This is a genomic window from Simiduia aestuariiviva (assembly GCF_014192475.1).
Classification (GTDB): Bacteria; Pseudomonadota; Gammaproteobacteria; order Pseudomonadales; family Cellvibrionaceae; genus Simiduia; species Simiduia aestuariiviva.
In genome coordinates, this window is record NZ_JACHXZ010000001.1 from 1014116 (window position 1) to 1027646 (window position 13531).

Here is a 13531-nt window from a genome sequence, read left to right on the forward strand (position 1 = left end):
CAACGCGAGGCAATACCAATGTTAAACGCCAATTCTCTGCGGATCGGTCTACTGGCGCTGTTTACAAGTACCGCGGTCACTGCAGACATACTATTTAGTGAAAATTTTGAAGATGGCGACAGTGCCGGCTGGAACACCAGCGGTAATGTGGCGGTCAGTGGGACCCAATCGATCGGCAATTACAGCTTGCGATTGAAGCAAACCGCCAGCGGCGCGCACAGTGTAAATGCCACAGGCTATTCCGATGTTCAAATCACCATGCGTTTGGCAGCTACAGGCCTTGAAGGCAGTGACCGCTGTTATGCGGAGTACTCGTTGGACGCGGGCACCAGTTGGACGCAAATGTTGGAGCTGGCCGATGGCCAAGACGACGCCACTTTTTATTCTGCCAGCGCCAATCCAGCCGGTGCGGATGACAACAGTAATCTGCAGGTTCGTTTTCGCGGCACAGGCAATTTGTTGGGCGACTATTGTTGGGGCGATGAGGTTATGGTCACCGCGACCCTGGGCGGCTTAACGCCTGCGCCAGAGATTGAACTGTCGGGCAGCGGTAATTTCGGTTCAGTCAATGTCGGCGATAGTGATCAGCGCCAATTTATAATTAGCAACAGTGGCAACGCAAATTTAGTGTTGGGTGCCCTGAGCTCCGCTACTGCACCTTTTTCCGTGCAGGCTGACAATTGCTCAGGTCAAACATTGGCCGGTGCCGGGAGCTGCAGTATTAGCGTGGTTTTCTCACCCACCTCAACAGGCTATGCCGGAGACAGCTTATCGCTGAGTAATAATGACGCCGACGAGAATCCGCTGACCCTAGCGTTAACGGGTACCGGCACTGAGCCGGGCACAGTGGTGGACAATTACGATCCACTCTCGGGTTCGGGCGCTGTGGTGCGCAATGAGCTTAGCTACGCCGCACTGACCGGCGCACCGGCAAACGGCAGTTTGGTGCAAATGGGTGCGTTTGCACTGCCGGCAGAGGCCGCCCAGCCCGTGCATCAGTTTGAAGGCAGTTTGCAATTGCATAACGAAAGCACGAGCGGTGCCTTTGATGAAATCAAGGATACCTTTCGCTACACCGGCAGTGGGGACACTACGCGCAAGCACTTGCCAGAATTTGATTATCAATTTGTGCAAACGGGTACCCATCTAGTGCCGGTGGAGCGGGGCACGCTAGCCAATAGTCACCCCGAGTGGGAGTATATTTTACAGCCTGGCCGCGTCTGGAATGAAAATGGTGACAATGGTTTTTCGCGCGCGGCCATTCCCTTTGCCCTGCACCAGAAAAACGCCAATTGTATGCACAATGGGGTGATGAGTTTACTGTTTAAAAATGATGGCAGCGTGTCAAATGTAGCCTATCAAATCAGCAGTGAGACCTGCTTGTACTTTAAGTTTGATATGTGGGGCACTTTGGCTGCCAGTTACACGCCGCAGGTGATTAATAATGCAGATACAGTAAAAGCGGATTATCAAACCGAGGTGGCAGCGCGCCTGCCAACCAAACCTGTTGCCGCGCTCGCGCAGGATTTCCCCGGTATTGATCCCAGCCAGTTTGGCAGCGCTGCGGAAACCGATCCTGCGCATATGACGCTATTCGGCGTCACCTATCAAGGCGTTAACTATGTGGGCGGTTGTGCGACGCGGGCCGGCGACTACCCTTATTGCGATTGGCTTACAGTCCCCTCATATTCCACCGCCAAAACGGTGTTTGCGGGCACCGCCATGATGCGCCTAGAAAAACTTTACGCTGGTGCAAGCCAGCAAATGATTGGCGATTGGGTAGCTGATTGCGGCGCCACCGGCACTTGGGGCGATGTAACCTTTGAGCATGCCAGCGATATGGCTACCGGCAATTATGGCTCGGCGGGCTACATGACTGACGAAGGGCGAACCCATACTAACGATTTGTTTTTGCCCGAAGATCACGCCAGTAAAATCAGTTATAGCTGCAGCTATTATGATCGAAAAGTGGCGCCTGGAACCCAGTGGGTATACCACACCTCGGACACCTATGTGCTGGGCACGGCGATGAATGCATTTCTTAAAGCGCAAGCGGGTAGCAATGCCGATATTTTTTCAGATGTCATTGTCAATGATCTGTGGAAGCCTTTGGGTGTTAGCCCAACCGCACAAGTGAGTCGTCGTACTTATGATGCGGTAGCGCAACCCTTTGCGGGCTGGGGTTTAGTATTTCAGCGCGATGATGTGGCGAAGATTGCAAACTTCCTCAACGTGGCTGACGGTCAGATCAATGGGGTCGCGATGTTAGATAATGCGATGTTCGATGCAGCGATGCAGCGCAACAGTGCTGACCGTGGTCCAATACCGCTGGCCGACTACCACTACAACAATGGTTTTTGGGCGCACGAAATTAGCGGCGATTTAAATTGTAGCAATCCCTTGTGGGTGCCCTTTATGTCTGGTTATGGTGGTATCAGTGTGTTGTTGCTGCCCAATGGTTTAAGTTACTACTACTTTTCCGACAACGACACCTACCTGTGGATGAAGGCGGCACAGGAAGCGCACAAGTTATCGCCGCTGTGTCAGTAACAAGGCACCGGTAAATTATCTAAGTGGCCGGGCCAGTCCCGGCTTTTAAGTGTGTTTTAACGCGGCATAGATGACGGCGATAGACCACAGCCACTTGCTGTTTCACTTCGCGTTTAAGCCGACACATGATTTGCAGGGGCGCCAAATAGAGTGATGGCGACCGCGATCGAAATACCCATAAATAGGCCGACAAACGTGCCACATAAAAGAGACCATTAAGTATGGAGAATTCGAACCAAGGTGCTCCTGCGCAACAAATTGTTTGGTGGGGTTTACCCCGGCAATCGCCCCATGGACTGATGGCGCGGTTGTGTTTGGCGATGGTGGCAACGGCAGGATTTTTCTACGTCAACATATTGCCAGCGCTGGTCGATGGCTTGGTGACTGGACGCGCCTATTCGACCGCTGAAGCCGGTCAAATCGGCTCGGCCAATATATACGGTGCGGCTATCGGTGCTTTGTTGGCCGTGCCATTGGCGGGGCGGTTGCCTTGGCGTTGGTGCTGTGCCGCACTGTTGTGCGCCTTGATGGCGGTGGACTTTGCCTCTGCATTATTGACGGCGCCGGATTGGCTGGTGTGGATTCGAGGTGGCCACGGGGTCTTGGGCGGTCTATTGGTTGGGATTGCGTACAGTATTTTTGCGCGTACCCACCAGCCGGCGCAAACCTTCGGTGTGCTATTGGTTGTGCAATACGGCTTGGGTGGCTTGGGAGTTATGTGGCTGCCCAATTTAGTGCCGGTGTTTGGTGCCGAGGTGCTGTTTTGGTGCTTAATGCTGTTTAGTGGGGTGAGCCTGGGATTGCTGGCGCTACTGCCGGATTACCCAGTGCTTGAGCCACTGCAGGTGCGCTTGCAAAGCCGTTCGGGAGGCATCGCTTGGTGGCCATTGTTGGCCACTTTGGCCGCGTTGTTTTTGTTTCAAGCCGGCAACAACGGCCCCTATGCGGTGATTATGGGGCTGGCAAAGTCCCATGGATTGGCGCTGGATTACATCACTCGCTGGTTGGGTATCGCCGCCTGGTTAGGTGTTGTTGGGGCGGTTTTAGTGATTGTGTTTTCGGGCCGCGCGGGGCGCTTGGCGCCGCTCACTCTGGCCATGGTGCTGACGGTGTTCGCGACCTGGGCACTGTTGTACGCCGGTCATGCCGGTCTGTTTGCCGCCGCTAATTGTGTGGTGGGAATTACTTGGGCATTTGTGATTGCCTATCTACTGGGCATGGCAGCGGAATTTGACGCCGAGGGTCGCATGGCTGCGTTGGCGGGTTTTGCCTCAAAAATGGGCTTGGCATCGGGCTCGCTAGTGGCGGCGGGCATGGTCGGAGATGGCGGGGCCGCTAGCAGCGCTTATGTGGCCATGTTGTGGGTGGCGGTGGGGGCCTTGGTGTTGGCACTCTTATTAGCCGCCGGCCCAGCGCTGTTATTGGACCGTTTGCGCGCGGCACCAGCGGAGCGCGAGCGCTCGCCCTCAGTGAGTGTGACTCAAGAGGCCGCCGATGGCGCTGCCAAGGCGGTCTGATCGATCGGTTGCGCGAAAGTTAGCCAGCCACTGTGCGCGTTGGCCCGGCTGAAACAATAACTCGGCCATGATGCGGTTAAAGGCGAGCTGGCCCAGTGCAGCAATCTGTTCCAAATAGGGCGTTGCCAGCGCTGAGTGTGCCAAGCGGGTGCCATGGCGGGTGGCCAGCGTCACCAACGCTTCGGCATCGAGCGGTGTCGCGAGGGCGAGGGCGAGGGCTCGATCAATTAAACCGCTGGCCTCGCTTGCCGCCAGCGCTCGCAGGCAGACGTTGATTTCCACCGCCAGTTGATCGTCACAGGCGCGGCTCAGCCGGTCCACTATGGCTTGGCTGAGCGAGGCGCCGATGGGCTGGTGCTCTAACAGCTGGCAAATGGACACCAATACTGGGCTGGGCAGGCCCGCAATGGCACTGTTAAGGGCCTTGCGATGATCCGGTTCATCCACTCGCGCCACCACATCCGCCAAACCTTGCAATCCCAGCGCTTGCCAGTGTTCCCAAGGTCCTTGCTTTAAATAGTGCAGTGCGTCGGCATGAAACTGGCTGGCGGGCAATTTTAGTTGCGCGGTTAGGCGGGCGTGCAACATAGCCAGTTGGTTGTCATTGGCTTGCCAGACGTAAGGGTTGTGCTCCAGCAATCCCTTGGGCGTTTGGCCTGCTTGCGCGGCCGCCACATTGCGGGCAAGGGCGTCCACCAATTGGCGCAATAACCCATCGCGCTCGGCCAGCGACAAGAGACCCTGCTCGTCGAGTGGCAACTTAAACCACCAGATATTGGGTGCATGGACTCTATCCTCGGCCCATAAAATAAACGCCAAGTGGGCCTGACCTAAATAGGGAAAGGGGTAGGGGCGTTCGCCTGCTTCTATCTGACGCCAATCGTGCCTGGCCACCGGTTGCAGGCGCACGCCGCAATCCTGGAGCCGCCATTGCAGCCCTAAGTGCTCGAAGAAATCGGTCAGGCTGTGCATCGTCGGTGCTGGGGCTGCGGGGGGGTGCGTCATGGGGCCTCCATTATTGGGGGCGGGATTTTAACGCAAATTGCAGGTCATTGCCGCCGGTGACTTTAGCTGCCTTGGCTATACTGGCATCAAGCTCGCCACACCCTAAGGAAGTGCAATGCCACAGCTCGTCGAAATACAGCAGTCGCCCAATGTGTTAGCCGCTGATTATAAGCACGCTGCCGTGGGGGCTCGGATTATGCTCACCGGCCACATCCACCAAGCTATGCCAGACTGCGCCGGCGAGGCCTATCAGCAACATTGGGATTGCCTAAACCGCTATGGCGAAGAGCGCTTTGATGAAGAGTTTACCGTGGTCGAGCGGGTGCGCGCGGGCTTTGCTCATTTGATTGAGGCGAGTGCGGGAAACATCGCCTTGGGCACCAGTGTGCACGAGCTGTTCGTCCGGTTTCTGTCTGCGCTGCCGCTGGCAAAACGGCCGCGAATTATCGCCAGTGACGCGGAGTACCCCTCGGTGGCGCGCCAGTTGGCTCGTTTGGCTGAAGCGGGTGTTGAAGTTATCCTGGAGCCCGCCAATCCGGCCAGTACATTGGTGGAGCGATTGGGGCGCCATATCAACGATAAAACGGCTGCCGTGTGTGCCTCGTCGGTGAATTTTGAAACGGGCCATCAGAGCCTTGAGCTGGATACCTTGATGCCTTTGTGCGCGGCGCATGGCGTCGAATTATTTGTTGATGCCTACCACTCCATTAACGTGCTGTCCTTTTCTGTGGCCGATTACAATTTACAGCAGGCATTCGTGGTGGGCGGTGGCGCTAAGTATTGTCAGATGGGCAGTGGCTTGGCGTTTATGCACGTGCCACCCGGCCGAGATTTTCGCCCAGTGGTCACCGGTTGGTTTGGCGGGTTCGACCCCATAGTTGACAGCCCCGCACAAACGCCCTTGGCCTACGCCGATGGTGGCGCGCGTTTTGGGGGATCCAGTCAGGACATGTTGCCCCTGTTTCGGGCCGCTAAGGTGTTTGACTATTTTGAGCGCAGGGCATTAACGCCGGATTTTCTAGACGAAGTGCACCACCACCAATTGGCCCATTTGGCAAAGTGCTTCACCGATGCATGCTTTGCTCCCGCACACATTCAATTGTCCACGTCAGTGGAATACATGGGCGGGTTTCTGTCGTTTTCTTCGCCCTACGCACAGCAACTCAGTGAAGCCATGCGCGACCGCGGCGTCCACACGGACTTCCGTAAGCAATGGCTGCGCATGGGGCCTGCGCCCTACCTGTGCGATGAGCAGCTAGAAGACGCCATTGGCGCGTTGGCGGAATCCGTGCAGGAAGTGTGTACTTAAGACGCCGCAGCCATTGCGCCGAGACAGCACTGCTTGTGTTTCTTTCCGCTGCCGCAAGGGCAGCGGTCATTGCGACCTACGACGGTGGCTTTGAGTTTGGGCGGCTCGCTACGGGCGTAGCGCCAATGGCCGTCTTCCTGCACGAAGTGGGATAGATCGTGCAGATGGTGCAGTAACCCATCCTGTTGGTACCAGCATTCAAACTCCACCGTGTCGCCTTGGGCTTGACGCACCATAAGCTGGCCAAACTCCGCGGCGCTGAGCCATTGCGCCAGCGCCTCGCGATCAATATCGGCGCGCGCAGCGCTCGCCCAGCTCCGGACAATGTATTCGAGGTCTTTTATTGCATGGGCCGCAAACCGCGAGCGCATAAGGGCTTTGGGGCTATCCGCTGGGGCGCCCGCGTGCAGGGGCGCGCAGCACTGCTGATAGGGTTGGCCGCTACAGCAGGGGCAGATATCGGGTAGCATTTCTGTTCCTTTTTAGGTATTTTGCCAGCCTTTCGCCAACTGGAAGGCGAGGGCGGTGATGCCAGTCTATTTGAGCTGGCCTACTATAATGCAAAGCCCGCCTAGGCCTAACCCCAAGACGATCTACCCATGACCGATTTTGACGATATTCGACCCTACCGCGATGACGAAGTGGCGCCCGTACTGGCCCGCATTGTCAAAGACCCCGAGCTGCAAACTGCCGTTGCGGCATTGAAATTTCCCACCTTGACCAAGTTGCTGCCGTGGTTGATGCGGCCACTGGTGGCAATGAAGTTAAAGTCGCAGTTGGCCGGTATCGAAACCGTCCACAGTTTGCAGGAGTTGGTGTCGCACTACTTGCATGCCATGCTTGAGAAAAAATCAAACGGCGTGACTGCGAGCGGTTTAGAAAAGCTCGATCGCAATCAGGCCTACCTGTTCGTCAGCAATCATCGCGACATCGCCATGGATCCAGCCATGGTGAACTATGTGTTATTTCAGAATCAATTTCAGACGCTTCAAATTGCCATTGGCGACAATCTGCTCACTAAGCCTTACGTGTCGGATTTGATGCGTTTGAACAAGAGTTTTATCGTCAATCGCTCTGCCAAAGCACCGCGCGAGAAGCTCAAGGCGGCAAAATACCTCTCGTCTTATATTCACCATGCATTGTGTGAGCAGAAATCCAATGTTTGGGTCGCCCAGCGTGAAGGGCGCGCAAAAGATGGCCGCGATAAAACCAATTCTGCCGTGGTGGGTATGTTCGCCTTGAGTCGGCCAAAAACCCAGTCTCTAGGCGACTATTTGGCAGAGCTGAAAATAGTGCCGGTGTCTATTTCCTATGAATGGGACCCCTGCGACCTCGCCAAAAGCCGTGAGCTGTATGTACTCAAAACGGAGGGCAGCTACCAAAAAGGCGAGCACGAAGATGTGGCCAGTATTGCCGCCGGAATCAATGGCCATAAAGGGCGCATCCACTTAAGTTTCGGTGACGTAATTCAAGGCGATTTTAAGGGTACCGATGAGGTGGCCGCGGAAATCGATCGACAGGTGCTGAAAAACTATGTGTTGCACCCCAGCAACTGCTTGGCTTTTCAACTGTTGACCGGCACTGTGCCGGCGGTGGGCGTGGGCGAGAACGACCAGCCCTTTAACCCCGCTGACTACCCCACGGAACACGCGGAACTGCAGCGGCGCATTGCCGGACTTAACGACGAGCAGCGCGATTTACTGTTGGGTATTTACGCCAACCCCGTACAGGCAAAATTGTCTGAGTCGTGATCCCGGAAATTAGCTAGCGCTTTGACGCCGGCGCAACCAGTAGCTTGACCAATTGGTTGCTCTCGGCGGACGTGATGCATTGAGCGTTCAGTTGTTTGGTGGATAGCTGCTCGCTCAGGAATGCTTGGCCCTCGGGCACGACATCCACCAAAAACAACAGCGAGTTCGTTTTTTCATATTCATTGTAATTCGCAGAGCGCGGGTCTACGTGCAGGGTGACAATTTTGCCTTGCACGTCGCCCCGGATAGCGGCCTCACAAACGCCGGTACCGGCGAAGGCACCAAATTTGGGTCGCGAAGTGACAATGCCGAGGGCGTGTTTGGTATCGCTGCGGGTGCGCTCGTCCGACCTGCGCTGATCGGTGGCAAAATAGGTAATGAGGCCCACCAATACGATGAGCAGTAGGGCGCTGATAAAAAGGATGGTTAATTGCCGCTGGTAGGGCGTGATCATGTGGGCTCGGCCATTGGCTGGTGAATAGGGCGTTGATCTGAGTGTAGTCTAGCTGTGCGGCGATCGTCAGCCTGACCTGTCGACGCAAAGTCGGTACACTGGAGCGCGGCTGAGGGTGCCTGAGAGTGACTAAAAGTGATTAAGAGTGACTAAGAGTGATTAAGGGTGCGCGATCCGATAACAAATACCCACAATTTGCAATGCATGCGCGCCAAACCAGCGGATGGAGTCAATTCTAGAGGGAACTTTTTATGGCAGATTTTTTTGCAGGGCGACATATCTGGCTCACGGGTGCGTCGTCTGGCATAGGCGCGGCACTGGCTCAGTTGCTCGCCGAGCGCGGTGCTCACCTGACGCTGTGCGCACGGCGCCAATCGGTTTTAGAGCAAGTGCGAGCCGGCTTGGCGCACCCCGAGCGCCACAGGGTTGTGGTGTTGGACTTAGCGGCGCCGGAAGACGTATTGGCACAGGTGCAAGGGCGCGCGGAAACAGATCCCGTCGACATGTTGATCAACAACGCGGGCATTGCTCAGCGTGGGCGCGCCGATGAAACGCACTTCTCCGTCGACCGCCGCGTTATGGAAGTGAATTATCTGGGCGCGGTGGCGATGACCAAGGCACTGATGCCGGCACTGGTGGCCTCGGGCCGTGGGGTGGTGGCATCTGTGGCCAGTGTGTCCGGTTTGTTGGGGTCACAGGGACGCTCCGCGTATAGTGCCTCAAAGCATGCGCTGATGGGCTTTATGGAAAGCTTGCGCGCTGAAATGCACGGCAAATTGCAGGTGACAGTTGCCTGTCCAAGTTGGGTCAAAACACAAATTTCCGTTAACTCGCTCACCCCAGCCGGTGATGCATTGGGGGTGATGGAGCCAGGGATCGCCAATGGCCTGAGTGCTGAGGCCTGTGCAGTGGCTATTTTGGATGCCATTGAGCGGGGCCGGGATCAGGTGGTTATTGGCAAAGGTATCAGTGCACTCGCGCCTACCGTTAAGCGCTTTTTTCCGAGCATTTTTACACGCATGAATCGCAATCGAGTCTATCGCTAATGGCGCTGAACGCCGACATCAAAAAAACCATTCAAACGGCCTACAGTCAGTTTTTAGATGCCCGTGAACTTAAACCGCGCTATGGGCAAAAACTCATGATCGCGGAAATTGCGCGCACCTTGGGTGGCATTGAATTGGATGATGAAGGCGTGCGCGTGGGAGAGCGGCACATCTGCGTGGTTGAAGCGGGTACCGGTACCGGTAAAACCGTGGCCTATTTACTGGCCGCTATTCCCGTGGCGAAAGCGTTAGGTAAAAAGTTGGTGGTGTCTACGGCCACCGTCGCGCTGCAAGAACAAATTGTTTACAAAGATTTACCCGATCTAAAACGCCAATCGGGTTTGAATTTTACTTTCGCGCTTGCCAAGGGCCGCGGTCGCTACTTGTGTTTGTCTAAACTCGATCGGATTCTCACCGATGTGGATGCCGCCAACGCCAGTGATCAAGCGCTCTATGAAGACGAATACCCGCAGGTCGATGAGCAGGCCTTGACCATATACCAGTCCATGATGGACGCGCTCGCGGCCAATAAATGGGCCGGCGACAAAGACGAATGGGCGGACGAAATTGAGCCACAGGTGTGGTCGAGAGTGACCACGGATCATCGCCAGTGCACGGGCAGGCGCTGTTCCAATGTGGCATCCTGCAGTTTTATTAAATCGCGTGATTCGCTGGGCAGTTTTGATGTGATTGTCGCCAATCACGATTTGGTGCTCGCAGATTTGGCCTTGGGCGGCGGCGCCATATTGCCCGACCCGGCCGATACCTTTTACATCTTTGATGAAGGCCATCACCTGCCAGACAAAGCCCTCAATCATTTTGCCGAACACTCCCGTTTAATTGGCACGCTCAAATGGCTGGAACAAACCAACAAAGTGCAGGGTGCTATGTTGGGTGAGATCAGTGGCGCGGGCAATATTGATCGCTTTGCCGAGCAATTGCCGTCGGCCATACAGGACGTCAAGCGCAATTTGGAATTGGTCTACCCAATGATTACCCAACTCGCCGAGCGAATTGAAGACCCCGATCGCTCGCCGCGCTACCGGTTTGAACAGGGTCGCGTCCCTGAGCCGTTGCGCGAAGTGAGTGTCGAGCTGAAACAAACTTTCGATCGACTGGCTGAATTGCTGGGCAAAATGAATCGCGAGGTTGAGGAGGCGCTGGAGTCTAGCCACTGCGACGTGCCCAAAGTGGATTTGGAAACGTGGTTTCCGCAGATCGGCGTTTGGCAATCCCGTGCTGAAGCGAATTTGGCGCTCTGGGCCAGTTATGCCGAGCCCGAAATGGACGGTGCCTTGCCAAAAGCGCGCTGGATAACGCTGGTCGATTTTGGTGGCAGTATCGATTATGAAATTTGTTCCAGCCCCATATTGGCGGCGCGCACACTGGAGTACAGTTTGTGGAATCGCTGTTGTGGGGCGGTGGTGACGTCGGCAACGCTCACGGCACTTGGAAAATTTGATCGATTGAAAATGCGCGCAGGTACGCCCGATAACGCCCACTATGCCATCGTGCCGAGCCCCTTTGACTTTAATAAGGCCGTGTTGCGCATTCCCAAAATGGCACAGGATGCCAGTGACAGTGTCAACCACACGCTTGCGATCATCGAGGGTTTGCCAGATCTTTTGGCTGAACACAATGCGAGCTTAGTGTTGTTTGCGTCGCGCCGGCAGATGCTCGATGTTTACGATGGCTTGCCACTTGCGTGGCGCGAACATATTTTGATGCAGGGCGACAAGTCGAAGCAGGAGATGATCAGCGCGCACAAGCAGCGCGTGGATGACGGCCAACCGAGCGTGTTGTTTGGCTTGGCGAGTTTTGCCGAGGGCGTGGATTTGCCCGGCGGCTATTGCCAGCACGTGATCATCGCGAAGATTCCCTTCGCAGTACCTGATGATCCGGTAGAGGCGTCGCTGTCGGAGTGGATTGAGGCGCGTGGTGGCAACCCCTTTATGGAGATCACTGTGCCCGATGCAGCGCTTAAGTTGGTGCAGGCGTGCGGGCGTTTGCTGCGCACGGAAGCGGATTCTGGCGCCATTACCTTGCTCGATAATCGCCTGTTGACGCGCCGCTATGGCAAAGCCATATTAAATTCGTTACCGCCGTTTCGGCGGGAGCTCAACTAGCACACATGTACGATCAAAAACAACTGCTGCGCCACGCGTTAGAATCGCTCCAGTCGGCGCTTATAGCGAGGCAATACTGGGCCACTATGGCACCTACCCCCGAGGCCTTAGCCAGCGCCGCGCCCTTTTGCGTAGATACCCTGAGTTTTCCCGAATGGTTACAGTTTGTGTGCATTCCTCGATTTCGCGCGCTGTGCGATGGCGGTGGCGCGCTTCCAGCCAATAGTAATATCAGCGCCATGGCAGAGTACTATTTTAAAACGCCTGAAGATCAACCTATTCGAGCAGCAATTGCGCGGATAGATGCACTGTTGAGCGCCGGCAGCAACTAACCGAGAGATTCGCGATTTAGGCAGTGCAAATTCAGAAAAAGGGCCTGCTTTCAGTGGGGTTGCTTCGCTCAATCTCGCTGGTCTGGCCGTCTATCGCATAAGGGCTCGGTCAATGGTGACTTTCTAAGTCATTGAATTACTATAGCCTCCACCCAAATCAATTGAACCAGCGACAGGAAGATCACTGTGGTGTTACAAAAGTTAGCGGACAAACGTGTCTATCTCCCCATTGTTATTATTGCCACCTGCATCGGGCTGACCATGGTGTTAGGCGGCATGGAAAAGCCGCCTGAGGAAAAGGTGGCAGACGATGTGGCCCCGCTGGTAAAAGTGGAGCCCATTCGCTTTGAACCCATGCAGCTTTCTGTGACGTCGCAAGGGCTGGTGAAACCAAAATTTAACACCCAATTAGTGGCACAGGTGAGCGGTGCGGTGACGTTTATTGCGCCCGAATTTGTGCGCGGTGGTTTTGTTAAAAAAGGCCAAATTCTGGCGCAGATTGAAGCAGCTGACTACCAATCACTGGTATTGGAAGCCAAGGCCGCATTGCTGTCTGCACGCGCCAGCCTGCAACAGGAAGAGGCGTTAAGTGCAGTGGCTAAGGATGAGTGGAGCCGCATCAAAAATCGCAAACCCACCGCACTGAGCTTGCGCGAGCCGCAGCTGGCTCAAGAGCAAGCGCGCGTAAACGCCGCGGAGGCGGCGCTGGCGCGGGCTGAAAAAAATCTTGAACGCACCCGCATTCGCGCGCCGTTCCACGCGCTGGTGGAAACTCGCGATATAGGTATGGGCAGCTACGTCAACCCCGGCGCACCCATCGCCAAAGTCTTGTCTGTCTCCGAGGCCGAAATTCGCTTGCCGGTGGCCGACAATGAGCTGAAATTTTTAGAGCAGCAGGGCGTGGGCGCGGAGGTCGTGTTGAGGGGCCAGCTCGAGGGTGAACCCGCCGAATGGAAGGCTCGCATTATTCGCACCGAAGGTGTGATTGATGAAAAGAGCCGCATGGCCTACTTGGTTGCGCAAGTGCTGAACCCCTATGGTTTAGCGGCGCCCTCGGAAGGCGATGCGCCACTGGATCAAAAAACGCACCACGCGTTGCGATTTGGCAGCTACGTGCGCGCCGACATTAAAGGCATGTCCCTACCCAAGGCGGCATTGATTCCGCGTCACTTGGTCGTAGAAGGCCAGGTGCCCGTGCTCAATAGCGAGAGCAAATTGCAATTTAAGAAAGTGACAACATTGCGCGACCAGGGCGTAAAGGTGGTGGTGATCGATGGCGTCCAAGACCAAGATCAGTTGATTGTGTCCGCGTTGCAGTATCCCGTTGAAGGCATGACGTTGCGCTTGCCTGCGGTTAAATCTGCTCCCGGAAGTGGTCCAGAAGGTGAAACCGTTGTGGCCGAGCTGGCCAAATCCAAAGACTAATCGAATCGAATTCAAG

At 55.6% G+C, this 13531-nt stretch carries 11 protein-coding genes; 8 read left to right on the forward strand and 3 right to left on the reverse strand.

Annotated elements, in window-relative coordinates:
- The first annotated feature begins 18 nt into the window (after positions 1-18).
- Together FHS30_RS04540 and FHS30_RS04545 are read left to right on the forward strand one after the other, a co-directional pair.
- Positions 19-2550 (forward strand): choice-of-anchor D domain-containing protein, encoded by a 2532-nt coding sequence (locus tag FHS30_RS04540; RefSeq protein WP_183908738.1) that lies wholly within the window; start codon positions 19-21, stop codon positions 2548-2550.
- Positions 2551-2771: 221 nt separating this feature from the next.
- Positions 2772-4067 (forward strand): MFS transporter, encoded by a 1296-nt coding sequence (locus FHS30_RS04545; protein WP_183908740.1) that lies wholly within the window; start codon positions 2772-2774, stop codon positions 4065-4067.
- On the opposite strand, the gene FHS30_RS04550 is transcribed toward FHS30_RS04545, so the two are convergent.
- The gene (locus FHS30_RS04550; protein ID WP_183908742.1) at positions 4017-5072 is read right to left on the reverse strand and encodes a DUF3549 family protein; all 1056 of its coding nucleotides are present in this window, start codon (positions 5070-5072) and stop codon (positions 4017-4019) included. The genes FHS30_RS04545 and FHS30_RS04550 overlap by 51 nt on opposite strands.
- Before the next feature lie 115 nt (positions 5073-5187).
- On the opposite strand from FHS30_RS04550, the gene FHS30_RS04555 reads away from it, so the two are divergent.
- Positions 5188-6381 (forward strand): aminotransferase class V-fold PLP-dependent enzyme, encoded by a 1194-nt coding sequence (locus FHS30_RS04555; RefSeq protein WP_183908744.1) that lies wholly within the window; start codon positions 5188-5190, stop codon positions 6379-6381.
- Here FHS30_RS04555 and FHS30_RS04560 read toward each other — a convergent pair.
- Complete coding sequence (locus FHS30_RS04560; RefSeq protein ID WP_183908746.1) at positions 6378-6851, reverse strand: YchJ family protein; 474 nt, start codon at positions 6849-6851, stop codon at positions 6378-6380. The two genes, FHS30_RS04555 and FHS30_RS04560, sit on opposite strands and share 4 nt — an antisense overlap.
- A gap of 129 nt (positions 6852-6980) precedes the next feature.
- Between FHS30_RS04560 and FHS30_RS04565 the strand changes: the two genes are divergently transcribed.
- Positions 6981-8132 carry a 1-acyl-sn-glycerol-3-phosphate acyltransferase gene (locus FHS30_RS04565; RefSeq protein WP_183908749.1) on the forward strand — a complete coding sequence of 384 codons (1152 nt, stop codon included), beginning with the start codon at positions 6981-6983 and terminating at the stop codon, positions 8130-8132.
- 13 nt (positions 8133-8145) lie between these two features.
- Here the strand turns inward: FHS30_RS04565 and FHS30_RS04570 are convergent, their stop codons facing one another.
- On the reverse strand, positions 8146-8586 hold the full coding sequence (locus FHS30_RS04570) for a hypothetical protein (protein ID WP_183908751.1): 441 nt from the start codon (positions 8584-8586) through the stop codon (positions 8146-8148).
- A gap of 251 nt (positions 8587-8837) precedes the next feature.
- On the opposite strand from FHS30_RS04570, the gene FHS30_RS04575 reads away from it, so the two are divergent.
- The 4 genes from FHS30_RS04575 (at position 8838) to FHS30_RS04590 (ending at position 13515) form a co-directional block, all read left to right on the forward strand.
- Positions 8838-9632: an SDR family NAD(P)-dependent oxidoreductase gene (locus tag FHS30_RS04575; RefSeq protein ID WP_183908754.1), complete on the forward strand. Its 795-nt coding sequence runs from the start codon at positions 8838-8840 to the stop codon at positions 9630-9632.
- Positions 9632-11758: an ATP-dependent DNA helicase DinG gene (dinG, locus tag FHS30_RS04580; RefSeq protein ID WP_183908756.1), complete on the forward strand. Its 2127-nt coding sequence runs from the start codon at positions 9632-9634 to the stop codon at positions 11756-11758. Before FHS30_RS04575 ends, dinG begins: the two co-directional genes overlap by 1 nt.
- 5 nt (positions 11759-11763) lie before the next feature.
- Entirely contained in the window at positions 11764-12090 is a 327-nt protein-coding gene (locus tag FHS30_RS04585; protein ID WP_183908758.1) for a YqcC family protein, read from the forward strand.
- Positions 12091-12276: 186 nt separating this feature from the next.
- A complete protein-coding gene (locus FHS30_RS04590; RefSeq protein WP_183908760.1) occupies positions 12277-13515 on the forward strand; it encodes an efflux RND transporter periplasmic adaptor subunit in 1239 nt (412 codons plus the stop codon).
- Positions 13516-13531 lie beyond the last annotated feature (16 nt).